This window comes from Bacillus sp. 1021, assembly GCF_014534735.1.
Taxonomy (GTDB): domain Bacteria; phylum Bacillota; class Bacilli; order Bacillales; family Bacillaceae; genus Bacillus; species Bacillus siamensis.
The window spans coordinates 1,132,698-1,149,865 of the sequence record NZ_JACVSR010000001.1; the positions used below are offsets into that span (position 1 = coordinate 1,132,698).

A 17,168-nucleotide genomic window follows, 5' to 3' on the forward strand; every position below is an offset into this window, starting at 1 on the left:
GGCTTCACACAGTTTGAGAAGCCTTCTCTTTTAACATACACCTTTAGAATACATATGAGCCGTTTGTTTCAATCACTTTTTTATACCATTCAAATGAGTCTTTCTTGAATCGCTTCATTGACCCATTGCCTTCATTATCCCGATCAACATAAATCATACCGTAGCGTTTTTTCATTTCACCGGTTGTAAATGATACGATATCGATAATTCCCCATGGTGTATACCCCATTACATCCACACCATCATATGTGACCGCTTTTTCCAAAGCTTTTATATGTGACGCTAAATATTCAATTCTCGCTGCGTCATGGATTGAACCGTCCTCTTCTAACGTGTCAATAGCGCCGAATCCGTTTTCCACGATAAATAACGGAATCTGGTAGCGGTCGTATAAGCGGTTTAATGTGTACCGTAAACCGGTCGGATCAATCGCCCATCCCCAATCACTCGCTTTAATATAGGGATTTTCCACACCGTTTGGCAATCCTCCGTTTACGACATCCCCGGTATTATCGTTTATCACGTCACTTTTTACGGTAGTGGACATGTAATAACTGAATCCGAGATAATCCACCCTGCCGTTTTTCAAAATCTCTTCATCACCGTCTTCAAAGCGGATCCGGTAGCCCTCTCTTTCAAACTCTTTTAACGCATAACTCGGATAATATCCGCGAACCTGCACATCCGGGAAGAAAAAGCGCTGCCTCATCGTTTCCTCAGCCAGCATCACATTTTCCGGATTGGATGAGTAAGGATAAATCGGGACATGTGATACCATCGCTCCGATCCTGAAATCGGGGTTGATTTCCTTTCCCTTTGAAACAGCCAATGCACTTGCCAGCAATTCGTGGTGGCCAGCCTGGTACATGACTTCTTTTGCGTTTTCGTTTTCTTTGACGGCGACACCTGAGTTCGTCCATAAAAAGATCGGATTATTCACATCCATCTTGTTGTTGATTTCGTTAAACGTCATCCAATACTTCACTTTATGTTTATAGCGTTCAAAACACACTTCAGCGAACTTTACAAAAAAGCCGATTGTTTTTCTGCTTCTGAAACCCCCGTATTCCCTCGCCAAATGCAGCGGCATCTCAAAATGCGACAACGTAATCACCGGTTCAATCCCATACTTCAGCAATTCATCAAACACCCGGTCGTAAAAAGCCAATCCTTCCTCGTTAGGCTCCGTTTCATCACCTTTAGGAAAAATTCTGCTCCAGCCGATAGAGGTTCTTAAACATTTCAGTCCCAGCTCGCTGAATAATGCGATGTCCTCTTTATAACGATGATAAAAATCTATGGCTTCATGATTCGGGTAAAATTCCCGCTCTTCAATTGTATCAGTTATTTTCCGGGGCACACCATGCGCGCCCGCCGTCATAACGTCCACTACACTCGGCCCTTTGCCGCCTTTATTCCAGCCCCCTTCAAATTGATGGGCGGCTAGAGCGCCTCCCCATAAAAAGTCTTTTGGCAATGTTACCATCATTCATGTCCTCCTTTTTTGACCGCCGCTTGTTACGCCGAATAGATCCGCTTTGCAAGATTGGAAGAATGCTTTGCATTTACATGAAAAGTCAGTTTTTTTATTATACATAAACATTATAATTGTACCGGTACAATTTATCAATGCATAAACAATCATATTTATTTCACAAAATGGCTTTTCAAAACGATTATGCTATAATTCTGAAAGAAGCGGGACAATAAATGAATGAGGAATGTATATGTTAAAATACCAGCAAATCGCGATGGATATTGAAAAATACATAGAAGAGCATCAGCTTCAGCAAGGGGATAAACTACCTGTGCTGCAAACCTTAATGACCCAGTTTAACGTGAGCAAAAGCACGATCACAAAGTCCTTGGATCTATTAGAAAAAAAGGGAATTGTGTTTCAAGTCAGAGGAAGCGGCATTTTTGTCAGGCGGAATAAAAGAAAAGGGTATATCAGCCTGCTTTCCAATCAGGGATTTAAAGAATCTCTTGAAGATTTTAATGTCACCTCCAAATTATTGGCGCTGGAAGTGAGAAAGCCCACACCTGAGGCTGCACAAAATCTGAATATGCCGTCTGACGGCGAGGTGTATTATGTCAAACGTATCCGGTATATTGACGGGAAGACATTATGTATCGAGGAGTCATTTTACAACAAATCGATTATTCCGTATTTGAATAAAGAGATCGTATCAGAATCAATATTTGATTATATTAGGGAAGGTCTCGGATTGAAGCGCGGTTTTTCAGATCTATATTTGTATGCGGGAATGTTAAATGAAGAAGAAGCGGAGTACTTAGGACTGTTTACAGGAGCGCCTAAACTTTGCGTTGAAACGATTTTTCATTTAACCAACGGCCAGCCGTTCGACTTTTCAAAAGTCACCTATCACTATGAACAATCGCAGTTTTTCATTCAGGCGAACAGCTACCTTTTTGAACAGGAAACGACGTAAGCAGGATTACAAACAGAAAACACCCAATGCGTGACAGACGCACTGGGTGTTTTTTTACTTCTTCATGTTCTGATTTAATGTTTCAACGGCTTTTTTCATTTGTGTATCGTTGTCTGCAAGCTGTTTTTGCAGATCTGTCATCAATTTTGCCGTTGTGTCTCCTGTTAAAATGCCTGTTTCTTTCAGTTTCTCTTTTGCCTGAAATTGTTTGACGGCTTGTTCAAATGCTTTGTCATATGTGCCGTTTACATTCACGCTGTATCCCAGCGCTTTCAGCATTTTTTGCGCATTGGTGACGTCCGTTCCGGAATCCCCGTATTTGTACGTTTTTTTCGCATCTAAAAACGGCAGGTTCGCATAATCAGGCAGCTTAACCTGATATTGCGGTTTGATGCCTTTTTTATGAATCCATTCTCCGTCCGCTGTCAGCCATTTTGCGATTGTCAGTTTAACGGTTGAACCGTCGCTGTAATCTTTTGCCGTCTGAACGGTCCCTTTTCCGAACGTTTTCTCTCCGACCAGCGGAATGCCCGATGATTCATGCAGCGCAGCTGACATGATTTCCGCGGCGCTCGCGGTGCCGTCATTGACGAGGACGACTGTCGGTTTTGTCACTTTTCGCTCTTTCGTTGCTTTCATGACCTCTTTCGTGCCGTCTTTGTATTCGACCTGCATAATATTTTTCCCTTTATCGATAAACATGTTGCTCATTTTGATGGCTTCATCCATCAGGCCGCCCGGGTTGCCTCTTAAATCCAGAATGTATCCTTTCGCTCCTTGTTTTTCGAGTTTGTCAATGGCTGAATTCAGCTCTTTTGCCGTCGATTCGGAGAAAGATGTGATTTGGATTTCGCCGATGTCCCCTTTTTTCATTTCAGAGTACACCGTTTCAACCGGAATGGTGTCACGTTTGATCGACAGGTTCAGATCGCCGACACCCGCTCTGTGCAGCACAAGCTTGACGCTTGTCCCCTTTTTGCCGCGGATTAACGCGACGGCTTCGTTTACATTCAGGCCTTTGACGCTTTTGCCGTCAACCTTCAAGATCTGATCATTCGGTTTAATCCCCGCTTTTTCCGCAGGAGACCCTTTGATCGGCGATACGATCAGAATGCTGCCGTCCTTTTCTTCCACTTGTGCGCCGATACCTTCAAACGAAGCGGAAATTGTTTCTTCAAATGACTTTCCTTCCTGAGGGTCCATATAAGAAGAATACGGATCATCCAGGGAACTGATCATGCCTTTTATCGCTCCGTCTACTAATTTGCTGTCATCTGTTTTTTGATAGTAATCACTTTTAATCTGCTCATAGGCTTTATTGAATTTCTCAAATTTGCTGTTCGTCAAAGCAGCCGAGCCTTGTCCGAAAATGGTCGTATTGCCCGTAATAAACAGCGTAAGCGCCGAGGCTGCGACCGCAGTGATCAATATGATAAAAAACAGTTTAAATTGCCGCTTCAAGAAAACACCACCTTTTTATTCTTACATTATTATCATAGACGAACGCTCATTCGTCAACTTCAAACGTGAGGCGCCCTTCTTTCCCGTTTACCCAAACCTATGCTTTTCTCCCAACATATGCTGAGGAAGAAAGGAGGATTCGGACTTTGAGCAAATATTTAGAAATGCTGTCCTTATTCGGAGTCGGAGGGGCTCACCCCGGCGGACTCGCTTTTTCTAAAGCCGTTCTCGCAAAAGCGGCTCCTCCTTCTGGCGAGCCGATCCTTGACGCCGGCTGCGGAACGGGACAGACGGCCGCTTATCTCAGCCACCTGCTGTATCCCGTCACCTGTGTTGATAAGGATCCCCTTATGCTTGAAAAGGCAGCAAAGCGATTTGCCGCTGAAGGCTTAACCATTCAAAGCTATTTGGCGGAGCTTGAGCGGCTTCCGTTTACTGAAAATCAGTTTTCTGCCGTTCTCTCTGAATCAGTTCTCACCTTTTCAAAGCTTGATTCATCGCTGTCTGAAATACTGCGGGTCCTTAAACCAGGGGGCATGCTGATCGGCATTGAGGCAGCTTTGAAAAAACCCCTGCCGGAAAACGCTGTCACGCAGTTAAAAGACTTCTACGGTTTTACCGTATTGCAGGATGAAGCGGCATGGAAGCAGATATTGCTTCAGCAAGGCTTTCAAAAAGCGGATTTCATTCCCGCTTTCTATGAAAACAATGCGCAGGAACCGACTACAGAAATGGATTTATCGCCCGTTATCCAGCCGGTTCACTACGATACGCTGACGGCTCATTACGATCTTATGCAGAAGTACGGTGAATATATGGGGCACTGCGCTTTTGTCGCTTACAAGTAAAACGGCGATTGTCCTCCTGTTTTCGTCCAACCTTTTTTACGCACTCTATCATAAGCTGACATAGAAAGATAGGTTGGATAGGAGGAGAAAAGATGCAAAACTATTATCATCTTTGCCGGCAGCACCATGGCAAAGTAGCAAGAATTACAGAACGAAACGGCAGAGTCCACGTCGGAAGAATCGTACGGGTGACAAAAAGTAAAGTGTATATCGCCCCTGTCGGCGGCCGTCACAGAGGGTACGGATTCGGTTATTGGGGAGGAGGCTGGGGAGGCTGGGGAGCAGCCTACGGTATCGGCCTTGGTTTAATTACCGGATTTGCGCTTGGAGGTTTGCTCTTCTGGTAATAAAGAAAGCCCGCTACATTTATTTTTTAAAAGCGGGCTTTTTCTTATTATACTTTCTTTACTTCATTAAAATATTCTTCAAGAGTTAACTGATGGTCATGGATGGCTTTTGCCGCTTTTTTGCCTACATAACGCAAATGCCATGGTTCATACTCATACTTTGTTACATTTTCTTTGCCTTTAGGATAGCGGATGATAAAGCCGTATTCATACGCATGGTCTTTCACCCATTTGCCGTCAGCCGTGTTTCCGAACGCTTCATTCAGCTCATATCCGTTGCTTTTGCTGGAAATATCCATGGCAAGCCCCGTCTGGTGTTCGCTTTGCCCGGGGTATGCGACTGCTTCTTTCGCTTTCTTTTCACCTTTCAGACTGACTTCATTATCGAAAATCACTTTTTGTCTGTCATAAGAGCGGTATCCTGAAACCGCAACCAGGTCATAGCCTTCTTTTTTCCCCGCGTTGAACAATTCCGCCAAAGCATCGGCGGCAGGTTTGCGGATATATCGTTTCTCAATTTTCTCAGTGAAAGAAAATTCAACTTTCGGGATGACGAGATCCTCCGGTTTATAATCTCCCGGCAGCGTGTATGTCTTATTCACGAGCGCAAGTGTATTTGTCGGGTTTTGAATGGTTTCAAGCCCGTTCACTTCTTTAATGTCATTAAAATATTTGCTCTCCAATACAAAATCGCTGTCTTCTGTCTTCGTTGTTTTTTTGCTTGATGTGTCATCTGATTGTTTTGTTTGAGCCGTTGTTTTTGTGTCCTTATGGCTGTCGCCGCCTGAAATGCTGCAGCCGGTGCCCACGATTGCGGTTACGCTGAGAGCAGCAGCAAGCGAGAACCATTTAGTGGATTTCTTCATTTTACCCTTACCTTTCTTTTTTTGAATCAGAGCGGTGCATAAAGAAGAGGGCTGCTTTTATCAGCATGACCCTCATCTCAAGTTTACGATACAGTATGCAGCGCCAGTTTTATCATATCATGAAAAGTCGTTTGACGCTCTTCTGCCGTTGTCTCTTCTCCCGTTAACACGTGATCGCTTACAGTCAGGATAGACAGCGCTTTTTTGCCGTATTTTGCGGCAAGCGTATATAAAGCAGTCGTTTCCATTTCTACGCCGAGGACGCCGTATCTCGCAAGCTTTTCAATTTGCGAGTCTTCATTGTAAAACTGATCGGCGGTGAATACGCTTCCGACGGCTACAGGAAGGTTATTTTTTTGCGCTTCCTGGTACGCTTTATGAAGAAGGTCGAAATCTGCGCAAGGCGCATAATCCACACTTCCGAAAGCGACTCGGTTCATCTGTGAATCGGTTGAAGACGTCATAGCCAAAATCACGTCGCGCACCTTCACGTCATTACGGATGGCTCCGCATGAACCGACTCTGATCAGGTTTTGAACATCATAGCTTTGAATCAGTTCATTCACATATATAGAGATAGACGGAACACCCATGCCGGTGCCTTGCACTGATATTTTTTTACCGTTATATGTACCCGTAAATCCGTACATTCCTCTGACTTCATTATAGCATTCCACATTTTCAAGGTAAGTTTCCGCAATAAATTTCGCTCTCAGCGGATCTCCCGGCAAAAGCACTGTATCCGCAATCTGACCTTTTTCTGCGTTTATATGTACACTCATTTCCATTTCCTCCTGCCTATTCAAACTCCCACCCATTGTACACTGAATAACGGTAAGAGACAATCATCAGCATTGATCAGAGCGATCTTGGGCAGAATATGCGGGATGACAGCCTAAGGAAAAGGAGTGAGCATAAATGGGCAAAAAACAGCGCAACCGGGTGACCGGCCAGAAAAAGAACAATCACGTACCCGTTTCAGACGTGATTGCGGCTGATGAAGCGCATGGAAAAGAGCATTCCGCTGCTAAACGGAAGCCTTAAAACAAAACGGAAGCCGGCTGAAAATTCAGCCGGCTCCGTCTTACCTCGGCTGGACGAGCAAACGGTTGATTTTGCTCCATCCCGCAGGATTAAGCCTGTAATAGGTCTTTCCTTTTCTTCCTTCGTCTATGAGTATGACATCGCCGGTCGCTATGAATCTGGCTTGGTAGTCGTTTGGAACCGTATCAGGCACATTAAAAACAGAAAATGCCCTTTCCAGTGCGTCTTGATGATTGTCAGCGGCCAGCTCTGTCCGATAGACGACCCTGTATCCCTTTTTCTCGCCGTAGCGGGGTGTTTGAAAAATCGTCACATCATAGGCACAAGTCTTTTTTTTAAACACGGGCAGCGATAACAGCATCAAGATCCCTCCCTCTTATTTCTTAATAGTATTAGCGTTTTTTCTCATTTTTCCTGTCTCTATTTTTGTCGAAATGGGTGATACTTTTCGTCAAAGAGTGCAAATAGAGAGACGAGGCAAAGTCCGAGACTGAATCCGGCAAGAACATCCGTCGGAAAATGCGCGCCTAAATAAATTCTGCTGAGCCCGATCAGGATGACGAGAACTCCGGTAAAAACGGAGACGGCCCGCTTTCTTTTCGTGAAGAAAGAAACGTGCTTGATTAAAAAGTAGGCGATGACGGGATACATCACTGCCGAATTCATGGAGTGGCCGCTCGGAAAGCTGTATGAGGTTTCATGGACGAGCGGCTCAAAAGCGGGTCTGGCTCTTTCGATCAATTCTTTTATTTTTATGTTTATTATTCGTTCAATGAGGAAGAGAAGCGGCAAAAACACAACATCAGGCGTTTTTTTGTACATATACAGGGCCGCTCCCGTCAAAAGAAGAAGCGGTAAAAGCACCGCAGTCGTGCCGAGCTCTGTTATCCATAACATCAATTCATTCAGCCAGGCAGCCCTGATCCTGACCGCCGCTTCTATCACCCTCTCGTCAAAAACCCGGACAGCATCGATCCGGATGGCTGCTGCGAGCAGAATAAACAATGCGAAAAGACCTGCTGGCTTGTACAACGTTTTCCCCCCATTTTTCATTCTCCCGAGCCGATTGAAAAAACCGAAGCTTTTTTCACTTCGGTTCCGCAGTTTCAGTCTTCATCAAGCTCTTCGTCTATCATACATTTTTCTAATAAATAATCAAAGGTGATGTCGGCTATTTCAAAGATCTCCTCTTCACTCGGTATGTACCCGCGCATAGCAAGCTGACTGTAAAAAAAATCGGCTATCTCTTCTGTGTCAATCACAAGATCTATTTCTTTCATGCAAACACCGCCTCCTTTTTTATGTTTTATGAAAAAAACCTTCAAATTATACCCGAAAGTTCTAAACGCTTTGTCCGCTCATATACTTTTTAAAAAACAAGCCCCCGGAGGGAGAAAAGATGATGACGAAAATGATGGCTTTTTTGGACGGAGATGGATTTGATATCGTATTGGAAAAAGTGCTGAAAGGAATGTCATTTGTAATCTTTGCCGGCTGTCTGCCCTGGTTTTTATATGTCACCGTCCGTTTTTTTGCCGGCTAGCTGAAATGCTCCCGCAGGCTTTCCAGCACAAAATTCATCATATCTTTATATTCTTCGTCACCGAACATATCATAAAGAATCTTATAATCGTTATAAATATCAAGGAGCTCATCTACAATCGATACCGCCAGCACATGCAGAGTATCAAGATCATCAGCATCGCCTTCAAACTGAAGAAGAGCGGACGCGGCGGTATCCTCGCCGATCTCATGAGATGCTTCCCCAACATAGTGGACAAACAGCAGCTGATGCACAAACTGATCCATTTCATATTTTCTCAGAACCAGCGTGAGATCCTCTTCCTCCGTTTCAAGCCACTCTCCGTCTTTCAGCCGAGTCAGCTCATAAATAATATCCTCCCAGCCATCCTCTAAATATCTCCATATTTCAGTTCTGTGGCCGATGATACGGAATAATTCTTTTCCGTAGTCCTTTACATATACGACGTCGCCGATCAGAAACTCATATTCGATATCCAATTTTTCCATATCAACAATTACGCCCTCATAATCTTTATAAAGCTGGATAGACGATTCAAAATAAAGCACTTCATTATGGTTGACTTCGTAAAGATAATGTTTATCAATTTGATGAACCTTCGTAATGGTGCCGACGGTTCCGTACATCACGACGACCACGATATCTCCCACTTGAAATTTCGGTTTATTTGGCTTCATGCTGTCTCCCCCTTGCCGCGGACTGTCATACGCTATCGTATGCCGGCCGTCATTATTTCGCATGGGCATGAAAACCACAGGAAATATCCATTTCTGCACCTGTTCAACATGTCAAAAAAACCGCACAATGTCATGTGCGGTTTTTCGTCAGGCGTAATGCACCTCGGTCTCATATTTTTCCCAAGCCTCATCAAATGTCGACATCGTTTCTAAATAATCGGCGCTCAGTTCTAAATACGAACTGAGCTCATGATAATCGCTTGACGTTTTCGGAAAGCCATGGTCTTCATATGCCTGATTCGCAAATCGGCTGATTGCGTCCTGCGGCTTAGGATGCCTGTATTTCATTAAATAATGGTAAAAGGATTTCATGGGTTTCCCCTCCTGATGACTGTCTTTTGTTGTACTATTATACATTTCAAAAGTGAAATTACAACAAAAGAAGACTAGGAGAAGTCAAAATAATTCCGTTTCAATATCCGTTCTGTCCGCATCAGCTCTTGATATGTGAGTGTTTCCGGTAATTTTTTGGCGTCGACTAAAAAAAGCTGATTTTCGATTTCGCCTATGACCGCTTCCTCCTGATACGTCATGCCGCAGGAAGAACAAGCGAACGCGGGTGTGTCTGTAATTTCTATGGCCCTCGTACCGTCAGGAAGCTCCCAGTATACAGCCGACTGACAAGCTGACGCCTTCTGATTGCCGCACCACTCGCATGGCTTCACGGCGATTCACCTCCGACTTCCGAGCCTTCTTTTTGTTCTTTTTTCTGCTGTGCTATAAATTTCTTTTCTTTTAATTCATCTCTCTTTTCCCTCCGGTCTTTCAGCGTTTCATGATCAGGGTTAGACGTAAACGCTTTCCTCCTGCTGATTCTCGATACATTTTCCGGTGTGAAAGAGATCTCTTTATCCGCGAAAATAGCGCTTAGTCCGACCGGTTCGCGTTTTGCCATCGTTCCCGGAAAAACAGATTCAAAATAGTCGTCAGCTTGATTCGGGATATAGTTTTCCGGCTCGGGATAAGATGTAATCACCCCTTCGAAGTTTCTGATCACAACTTTCTCCGGACTTTGGGAGAGCAAGTAGTTCGGCTGCAGGGCGATTTTACCGCCTCCGCCCGGGGCATCGACGACAAAGGTCGGCACGGCAAAGCCAGTTGTATGCCCCCTCAGCCCTTCAATGATTTCCAGACCTTTTGACACGGGCGCTCTGAAATGACCGATTCCCTCTGACAAATCACATTGATAAATATAGTACGGGCGGACGCGGATTTTCACTAAATCATGCATGAGCTTTTTCATAATCGGCACCGAATCGTTAATGCCCGCCAAAATAACGGCCTGGTTTCCGACCGGAACACCTGCGTTGACAAGCTTTTCACACGCCTCAACCGATTCTTCCGTCAGTTCGATGCTCGTATTAAAATGAGTGTTCAGCCAGACCGGATGATATTTTTTCAGAATCTGACAAAGGTTATCCGTTATCCGCTGCGGAAAAACGACAGGCGCTCTCGTTCCGATCCGGATAATTTCGAGGTGAGGAATGTCGCGAAGGTTTTTCAAAATATATTCGAGAATCTGATCGTTAATTAAAAGCCCGTCACCGCCGGAAATGAGACAGTCACGTATTTCAGGCGTTTCCCGAATATAAGCGATCGCCGCATCAAGCTGTTTTTTCGGCACGCCCATCCCGATCTGCCCGGAAAAGCGCCTTCTGGTGCAGTACCGGCAGTACATCGAGCATTGGTTTGTCACGAGAAAAAGAACGCGGTCGGGATAGCGGTGCGTAAGGCCGGGCACCGGCGAATCTTCATCTTCAAACAGCGGATCTTCGAGGTCATATTTCGTTTTGTGCATTTCTTCTGACAGCGGCACAGACTGCATGCGGATCGGACATCTCGGGTTATCGGGATCCATTAAGGAAGCATAATAAGGCGTAATGTTCAGAGGAATCGTTTTTACAGACATTCTGACGCCTTCTTCTTCCTCTTCGGTCAAATGAATGACTTTTTTCAGGTCATCGACGGTTCTTACAGTATGAGTGAGCTGCCACAGCCAATCATTCCACTTTTCTTCCGGCACATCTTTCCATAATTCAATCTCCTTCCAATGACGCTTCGGCTGAAACCACTTATTTGTCAAACGAATTCCTCCTTATGAATGGCTGAAACGTAATGTCTTGCACCATATATTCATATTTTCGAGCCCTTCTGAAATCCGGCAGTTGTTCACAAGCCTGCCTCTGTAGCCGTATCCCGCATGATACAAAACGGCATTCATCCCGTAAGAGGCTGCACGGGCCAAGGAAAAAAGATGAATGATTCCCCGGCCCGAAAGTTCCTGCTCCAAGGCTTTAAACAGGTGTGCCGTTACGGAATTTCCTCTGTAATCTGACAAAACTGCGCAATCGGTCATTTCAGCGTGCCCCAATACAGGATTGAGATCCGCGCTTGCCGCGCCGATAAGACGTTCCTGATCGAAGGCGGCATAATAGATGGTGTTTTCTCTCATTGTTTTTTTTATATAAAGGGGGTTAAAGACAGGAGTCGGATAGGTGAGAAAAACATGTTTATATAAGTGCGATAAGCGGTCTGCATCATCTTCATCCGCTTTTCTGAATATGAGCTTGCTTTCTGTCTGGGTCAGTTTCCGCGGCGGTGTCTCATATAAACGGTCAACAGTCGAATCTTCCGATACATATGAATCTGCCTGTCTCCGTTTCTCTGATAAATAACGCACCATCACAGCAGCCTCATTCCCATTGTAATATCCGTCTATGACCCCCTCCTGAATAAAGAGATGCTTGACAAGTTCCGGCTCATCGCCGCGCTTGGCAAAGAAAATCACCTTTTGGGCCCCTTCTTGCTTCGCTTCTGCCAAAACAGCCGGGATAAGCATCTCTGGCTGTCCGTCATAACGAATGACCCTGATCCGCTCGTTGAAACGGTCTGCATCAATCTCGGCCGATCCGCTTTCAGCCCTCAGTTCCTTTATCAGCTTTGCCACCCCCATCTGCCACCCCGCACCATTCCATCATAAAAAGAGAAATGATTTTGACGGCATCAATTAACGCCCGGACTTCAATATATTCATTTGCCTGGTGCGCCGCTTTGACTTCTCCCGGCCCGAAAACAATGACCGGCGTCTGCCCCGCATGATGCAAAAGCCCCCCGTCCGTTCCCCACGGAGACGCTTCACGTATCGGTTTTGCCCCTTTCATTTTCTCAAAAGATGATTCCAAAGCGGAAATCAGCGGATGGTCCTCCGGGAGATCGTTCGGAAGCCACTGAGCTCCAAACCATTCAACTTCCGCCGGATGGTGTTTAAACCACTCATCCCGGTACTCCAAATCTTTGAGCCAGCTTGCGAGCTCTTCTTTTACGGCTTCAGGCGTTTCATCCGGAGCTATCCCGCACCTGCCTTCTATCACGACACGGTCAGCTACCGAAGATGGCCACGTTCCGCCTTGGACGGTGCCGATATTAATGGGAACCGGAATCGGAACATCCCGGTAAAGCGGGTCAGTGATGCGGGCGTTGCGGACGTGTTCCAGCTCTTTAAGCGCTGTGATGACATGCAGGCTTTTTTCGATCGCGCTCACCCCTTCATAGCGAGTGCCGCCGTGTGCGGACAATCCTCTTACCGTAATGCGGAACCACATAGACCCTTGCTGCTTCACAAACAGCTTTAAATTAGTCGGTTCCGGAATAAGCGCCCCGTCAGCCTTATAGCCTCTCATAACCGCCGAAAGCGTTCCTGCGCCGCCGCACTCTTCATCTACGACACTTTGAAAGAGAACATCTCCCTTTAACGTAACCCCGCAGGCTTCAAGCGCTTCTAATGCAAACAAGAGAGCTGTATTGCCGCCTTTCATATCCGTTGAACCGCGGCCGTAAATTTTGCCATCCTTTTCAACAGCGGTAAACGGTTCATACGTCCATGCGGCGGGATTTCCTTCCGGGACAACATCAATATGTCCGTTCAGTATCAATGATCTTCCGCCGCCGGCTCCTTTCTTTACGGCGGTGATATTCGGGCTTTCATGAAAGTCTTTGCGTTCGGATACAAAATAAGGATGCTCTTTCAATTGTTTGACATTCGGTTCCCACACATCAATATCCATGTCAAACTGTCTCAGTTTTTCTAAAACGACTGCCTGTGCGTTAAATTCATGTCCGAACGTGCTTTTTTCTCCGATCAGCCGTTTCAGCAGACTTACCGCTTTTGCCGCATTTTCTTCCGCCCACTCAGTAATTTTCTTTTCTAATTGCTCCATGGACAGGCCCCCTTTTCAGAAAACATTCTCCCAATCTGATTTCGGCATCCGTCGTTTGGATGACATCGTCTATCGTCGAACCATTCAGCAGTTCCTCAAGAACAAAAGTCCCATCCTCTATGCTGATGACGGCTTTCTCTGTAATAATGAGGTCTGCACAGCCCGAGGCCGTAAGCGGCAATGAACAGGTTTCGACTAATTTCGGCCGGCCTTTCTGATCGGTGTGCCTCATGACGACAACCACTTTTTTCGCACCTTGGGCAAGCTCCATTGCCCCGCCCATTCCCGGCACTTTTTTCCCCGGGACGAGCCAGTTGGCGAGATCACCTGTCCGGCTGACCTGTAATGCGCCTAAAATGGTAATATCAATCAGCCCTTTTCTGATCATGGCAAAAGACAGAGCTGAATCAAAATATGAGGCTCCCTTTACCGTGCTGACGGGAAATCCGGCGGCATTGCATAAGAGTTCATCTTCTGCTCCGGGCTCGGGACTTCCTCCTATCCCAAGAACGCCGTTTTCCGCCTGCAGCATCACCTCCATGCCGGCCGGCAGAAAGTTCGGCACTAAAGAAGGAATGCCGATCCCCAGGTTGACAATCATGCCTGAGGTAATTTCACTGGCGGCCCGCCTTGCGATACTCTCTCTTTCCGCTATTCCCAAGCCCATTTCCATTTCACTCCTTCACTTTGCACGACACCCTCCACAAAAACGCCCGGTGTTACAATATGCTCGCTGTCAAGTTCGCCGGTCTGCACAATCTCTGACGCCTCAGCAAAGGTTCTCTCAGCCGCAGCCGCCATCAGAGGATTCATGTTGCGCGCCGTTTTGTCATATGTCAGATTCCCGAATTCATCAGCAGTATGTGCCGACACAAAAGCAAAATCAGCCGTCAGTGCTTTTTCAACTAAATAGGGCTTTCCGTCAATCGTTACGGTTTCTTTGTTCTCGCAAACGATGGCGTTATCAATCCCGATATCCGTTAAAATACCGCCAAGCCCGGCTCCGCCTGCGCGAATCCGTTCGGCAAGCGTCCCTTGAGGCGAAAATTCCACCTCCAGCGTTCCGTCAGTCATTTGTCTGCCCGCTACAGGGTTTGAACCGATATGGGAAGCGATCAGCCGTTTCACCCGTTTATGAACGATAAGCGGGCCGATACCGATTTCCGGAAAGCCGGCATCGTTGCAGATGACGGTCAGCTCTTTAACGCCGCTTTCTAAAATCGCTTCAATTAATGACGGAGGAGACCCCACACCCCCGAAACCGCCGAACATGATGACAGATTCGTCCTTGACATCGGCAATGGCTTCATGTATATCGATTTTTTTATGAAAAATAGACATGTCAGTTCAATCCCTCTTCATCATTTTTTCTGCTTCTTCTGCAGCTAGTGAAAATAGATCTGACAGTTCATCCAGCTCAGCATGGGAAGCCGTCAACGGCGGCGCGATGATGACGGCATCTCCTTCGCCGCTGTCAATGCCGGGCTTTGCAGGGTAAATCAGCAGCCCCCGTTTTTTTGCTTCTGTTATCATTTTTTCTGTAAACGCCTGTTTTTTCGGAAAAACTTCCTTTGTCGTTTTATCTTTGACGAACTCCACCCCGATCAGAAGGCCTTTTCCGCGGACATCCCCGATCACCCCGCTGCACTCTTTGATTTGTTCTAATTTCTGCCTCAGTATTGCGCCTTTTTCCTCTGCCTGCTGAAGCAGCCCGTGTTTCTTGACATAGCGAAGCACCTCAAGCGCCGCTCTTGCACAGTATGGATTGGCGCTGTACGTATGCCCGCTCATAATGACCCCGGATCCCCGCTTGATCGTTTCAATAATGTCATCAGAGGCAACGGCTGCCGCAATCGGAGCGTAACCGGCACCTAACCCTTTTCCAAGCACCGCGATATCAGGCACGATTCCCCAATGCTCAAAAGCAAGCATCCGTCCTGTTCTTCCGAGCCCCGTCATGACTTCATCCGCGATAAACAAAATACGGTGCTTGCGGCAGACATCCTCAAGTGCTTCATAGTAGCCTGCCGGCGGAGTGATGGCAGCCCCGGCTGCTCCGACAATCGGTTCTGCGACAAAACCGGCGATAAATGAGGCGCCTATCCGTTTAACAGCCGTTTCCAGCTCCTCTGCCGCAGCTTTTACAAATTCCTCTCCCTGCAGCTCTGAACGGTACATATTCGGCGCTGAAACGGCAGGAAACCGTTCAAGCAGCTGGGTGAAACGGTATCTCCGTTCATAAAACCCCGATAATGAAAGCGCTCCCAAAGTTATTCCATGGTAACTGCCCCATCTTGATAAAAAGACGGATTTTTGGTATTGGCCTTTTTCCTGCCAATATTGAACGGCCATTTTCATCGCTGTTTCAACTGCCTCTGAGCCGCTGTTTACAAAAAATGACCAATTCAGCCCGCCCGGCAAATGATCAGCCAGAAATAAAGCCAGCTCCTCTGCCGGCGCACTGGTGAATTGCGAGCGATACACAAACGAAACGGAGTCAAGCTGCTCTTTTAAAGCTTGTATAATATCCTCCGTCCCGTGGCCGATATTGCAAGTGACCGCTCCCGATGCCCCGTCAAGATACTTGTTCCCCTCCAGATCATACACATATGATCCTTTTCCATGGCTGACTGTCGGATAGATCCCGTCAAGCTCCGGTTTGATTAAATAACTCCCCATATCTTTCCACCTCGAAAACCCATTTGCTTCATTGTATGAACAGATGAATAACGGCATTCTTATCCTTCAGAAAGTTTTTTTGCAGTAATTACCTTTCTGTAAAACAGGCTGCCGGAGATGTCCCGACAGCCTGAAGAGCGTTCTCAGTTCTGCTATTTATCTGCTCAGCTCAAAACCGCCGCCATTTTGATCGGAATCGGCATAAGCAGAAGGCGGAAATCCCCGTCTTCTTTACTGTATGGGGACCAATATTTCACACAAATGATCATTCACCTTTTGTAAGGTGTACCTTTCGATAATGGGCTGTTCTCTTACGATTAGATTATTTTTTTCAATCTCTGAAAAAACAGTTTTCCAAAATCCACTGACTGCCTCTTTCGTATGATCAAGCAAGAAAACAGCGTACCTGCCTCCGGAAAATGTACCGATCCGAGCCGGTTCAGGCACATGATCTTGATGAATAACAGCGCAAACATCATAGCGGCATTTCTCTTGAGGCGTACGATTCGGATGATCTTGCGGAATTCCTAAAATGACAGAATGATCAAGCAGTCCATTCAATTGCGCCCAATTTTTAAAAGACTCCATAAGTTCTTTATTTTGCTTTCCCCCATACTCCCCGACGTTTCGAAAATAAGCAATTCTTGATTCAGGTCATTCTTCAATCGTTATTTTCACATTTTCGCCCCCTTCTTCAGAAAAGTAATATGTATTAAAATGTTTTTCAAGCTGACTTTCAACATGAACATAACAAAAAGCCTGCAGAAAGTGATGTTCTCTGCAGGCTGATTTGCATGATAGGATTTTTTCAGTCTAACAAATAAAAGCCGCACCGACGATGATTAATAAAATAAACAATACCACGATCAGCACGAATGTACTGGTTCCGCCTCCGCAGCCGCCGTATCCAAAGCCATAACTGCCGCATCCCCCATATCCGTATCCGTACATACGAATCACCCTTTCTTCTTAC

Annotated in this window: 23 protein-coding genes; 5 read left to right on the forward strand and 18 right to left on the reverse strand. The window is 46.0% G+C overall.

The window, feature by feature from the left end; all coding sequences use genetic code 11:
- Positions 1-43 precede the first annotated feature (43 nt).
- Positions 44-1,486, reverse strand: coding sequence for a 6-phospho-beta-glucosidase BglA (bglA, locus tag ICW23_RS05315; RefSeq protein WP_188154207.1), 1,443 nt, complete (start codon positions 1,484-1,486; stop codon positions 44-46).
- A gap of 241 nt (positions 1,487-1,727) precedes the next feature.
- On the opposite strand from bglA, the gene ICW23_RS05320 reads away from it, so the two are divergent.
- The gene (locus tag ICW23_RS05320; protein WP_016936631.1) at positions 1,728-2,453 is read left to right on the forward strand and encodes a GntR family transcriptional regulator; all 726 of its coding nucleotides are present in this window, start codon (positions 1,728-1,730) and stop codon (positions 2,451-2,453) included.
- Between the two features lie 54 nt (positions 2,454-2,507).
- On the opposite strand, the gene ctpA is transcribed toward ICW23_RS05320, so the two are convergent.
- Positions 2,508-3,914: a carboxy-terminal processing protease CtpA gene (gene ctpA / locus ICW23_RS05325; protein WP_045926156.1), complete on the reverse strand. Its 1,407-nt coding sequence runs from the start codon at positions 3,912-3,914 to the stop codon at positions 2,508-2,510.
- A gap of 146 nt (positions 3,915-4,060) precedes the next feature.
- Here ctpA and ICW23_RS05330 point away from each other — a divergent pair, with 146 nt between their 5' ends.
- Positions 4,061-4,762 carry a class I SAM-dependent methyltransferase gene (locus tag ICW23_RS05330; protein WP_045926155.1) on the forward strand — a complete coding sequence of 234 codons (702 nt, stop codon included), beginning with the start codon at positions 4,061-4,063 and terminating at the stop codon, positions 4,760-4,762.
- A gap of 92 nt (positions 4,763-4,854) precedes the next feature.
- Positions 4,855-5,109, forward strand: a complete 255-nt coding sequence (locus ICW23_RS05335) for a hypothetical protein (protein WP_016936634.1) — start codon at positions 4,855-4,857, stop codon at positions 5,107-5,109.
- Positions 5,110-5,156: 47 nt separating this feature from the next.
- On the opposite strand, the gene ICW23_RS05340 is transcribed toward ICW23_RS05335, so the two are convergent.
- The gene (locus tag ICW23_RS05340) at positions 5,157-5,975 is read right to left on the reverse strand and encodes a M15 family metallopeptidase (protein WP_045926154.1); all 819 of its coding nucleotides are present in this window, start codon (positions 5,973-5,975) and stop codon (positions 5,157-5,159) included.
- A gap of 83 nt (positions 5,976-6,058) precedes the next feature.
- Positions 6,059-6,757 (reverse strand): purine-nucleoside phosphorylase, encoded by a 699-nt coding sequence (deoD, locus tag ICW23_RS05345; protein WP_047474591.1) that lies wholly within the window; start codon positions 6,755-6,757, stop codon positions 6,059-6,061.
- Between the two features lie 136 nt (positions 6,758-6,893).
- Here deoD and ICW23_RS05350 point away from each other — a divergent pair, with 136 nt between their 5' ends.
- Positions 6,894-7,019 carry a hypothetical protein gene (locus tag ICW23_RS05350; protein WP_003153701.1) on the forward strand — a complete coding sequence of 42 codons (126 nt, stop codon included), beginning with the start codon at positions 6,894-6,896 and terminating at the stop codon, positions 7,017-7,019.
- Positions 7,020-7,059: 40 nt separating this feature from the next.
- On the opposite strand, the gene ICW23_RS05355 is transcribed toward ICW23_RS05350, so the two are convergent.
- From ICW23_RS05355 to ICW23_RS05365, 3 genes are all read right to left on the reverse strand, one after another.
- Positions 7,060-7,380, reverse strand: a complete 321-nt coding sequence (locus ICW23_RS05355; RefSeq protein ID WP_003153700.1) for a YodL domain-containing protein — start codon at positions 7,378-7,380, stop codon at positions 7,060-7,062.
- A 59-nt stretch (positions 7,381-7,439) separates the two neighbouring features.
- Positions 7,440-8,051 (reverse strand): phosphatase PAP2 family protein, encoded by a 612-nt coding sequence (locus tag ICW23_RS05360; RefSeq protein ID WP_095241682.1) that lies wholly within the window; start codon positions 8,049-8,051, stop codon positions 7,440-7,442.
- Positions 8,052-8,125: 74 nt separating this feature from the next.
- Entirely contained in the window at positions 8,126-8,299 is a 174-nt protein-coding gene (locus tag ICW23_RS05365) for a YozD family protein (RefSeq protein WP_013352563.1), read from the reverse strand.
- A 119-nt stretch (positions 8,300-8,418) separates the two neighbouring features.
- Here ICW23_RS05365 and ICW23_RS05370 point away from each other — a divergent pair, with 119 nt between their 5' ends.
- Complete coding sequence (locus tag ICW23_RS05370; RefSeq protein WP_014418137.1) at positions 8,419-8,562, forward strand: hypothetical protein; 144 nt, start codon at positions 8,419-8,421, stop codon at positions 8,560-8,562.
- Here the strand turns inward: ICW23_RS05370 and ICW23_RS05375 are convergent.
- The 11 genes from ICW23_RS05375 to ICW23_RS05425 all read right to left on the reverse strand — a co-directional run bounded on the left by ICW23_RS05375 (position 8,559) and on the right by ICW23_RS05425 (position 17,146).
- Complete coding sequence (locus tag ICW23_RS05375; protein WP_016936639.1) at positions 8,559-9,239, reverse strand: hypothetical protein; 681 nt, start codon at positions 9,237-9,239, stop codon at positions 8,559-8,561. The two genes, ICW23_RS05370 and ICW23_RS05375, sit on opposite strands and share 4 nt — an antisense overlap.
- A 147-nt stretch (positions 9,240-9,386) precedes the next feature.
- Positions 9,387-9,611, reverse strand: a complete 225-nt coding sequence (locus ICW23_RS05380) for a YozE family protein (protein WP_095241683.1) — start codon at positions 9,609-9,611, stop codon at positions 9,387-9,389.
- A gap of 74 nt (positions 9,612-9,685) precedes the next feature.
- A complete protein-coding gene (locus ICW23_RS05385; protein WP_095241684.1) occupies positions 9,686-9,964 on the reverse strand; it encodes a YokU family protein in 279 nt (92 codons plus the stop codon).
- Complete coding sequence (gene kamA, locus ICW23_RS05390; protein ID WP_095241685.1) at positions 9,961-11,382, reverse strand: lysine 2,3-aminomutase; 1,422 nt, start codon at positions 11,380-11,382, stop codon at positions 9,961-9,963. Before kamA ends, ICW23_RS05385 begins: the two co-directional genes overlap by 4 nt.
- A gap of 12 nt (positions 11,383-11,394) precedes the next feature.
- On the reverse strand, positions 11,395-12,237 hold the full coding sequence (ablB, locus tag ICW23_RS05395) for a putative beta-lysine N-acetyltransferase (protein WP_223152262.1): 843 nt from the start codon (positions 12,235-12,237) through the stop codon (positions 11,395-11,397).
- A complete protein-coding gene (locus ICW23_RS05400; protein WP_395941013.1) occupies positions 12,215-13,516 on the reverse strand; it encodes a peptidase in 1,302 nt (433 codons plus the stop codon). Before ICW23_RS05400 ends, ablB begins: the two co-directional genes overlap by 23 nt.
- Entirely contained in the window at positions 13,488-14,183 is a 696-nt protein-coding gene (locus ICW23_RS05405; RefSeq protein ID WP_188154152.1) for a 3-oxoacid CoA-transferase subunit B, read from the reverse strand. The genes ICW23_RS05400 and ICW23_RS05405 overlap by 29 nt, the downstream gene beginning before the upstream one ends.
- A complete protein-coding gene (locus tag ICW23_RS05410; protein ID WP_188154153.1) occupies positions 14,168-14,857 on the reverse strand; it encodes a CoA transferase subunit A in 690 nt (229 codons plus the stop codon). Before ICW23_RS05410 ends, ICW23_RS05405 begins: the two co-directional genes overlap by 16 nt.
- Before the next feature lie 6 nt (positions 14,858-14,863).
- A complete protein-coding gene (locus tag ICW23_RS05415; protein ID WP_188154154.1) occupies positions 14,864-16,195 on the reverse strand; it encodes an aspartate aminotransferase family protein in 1,332 nt (443 codons plus the stop codon).
- Between the two features lie 231 nt (positions 16,196-16,426).
- Positions 16,427-16,837: an AraC family transcriptional regulator gene (locus ICW23_RS05420; RefSeq protein WP_316936458.1), complete on the reverse strand. Its 411-nt coding sequence runs from the start codon at positions 16,835-16,837 to the stop codon at positions 16,427-16,429.
- 171 nt (positions 16,838-17,008) lie between these two features.
- Positions 17,009-17,146, reverse strand: a complete 138-nt coding sequence (locus ICW23_RS05425; protein WP_016936649.1) for a YjcZ family sporulation protein — start codon at positions 17,144-17,146, stop codon at positions 17,009-17,011.
- Between the last annotated feature and the right edge of the window lie 22 nt (positions 17,147-17,168).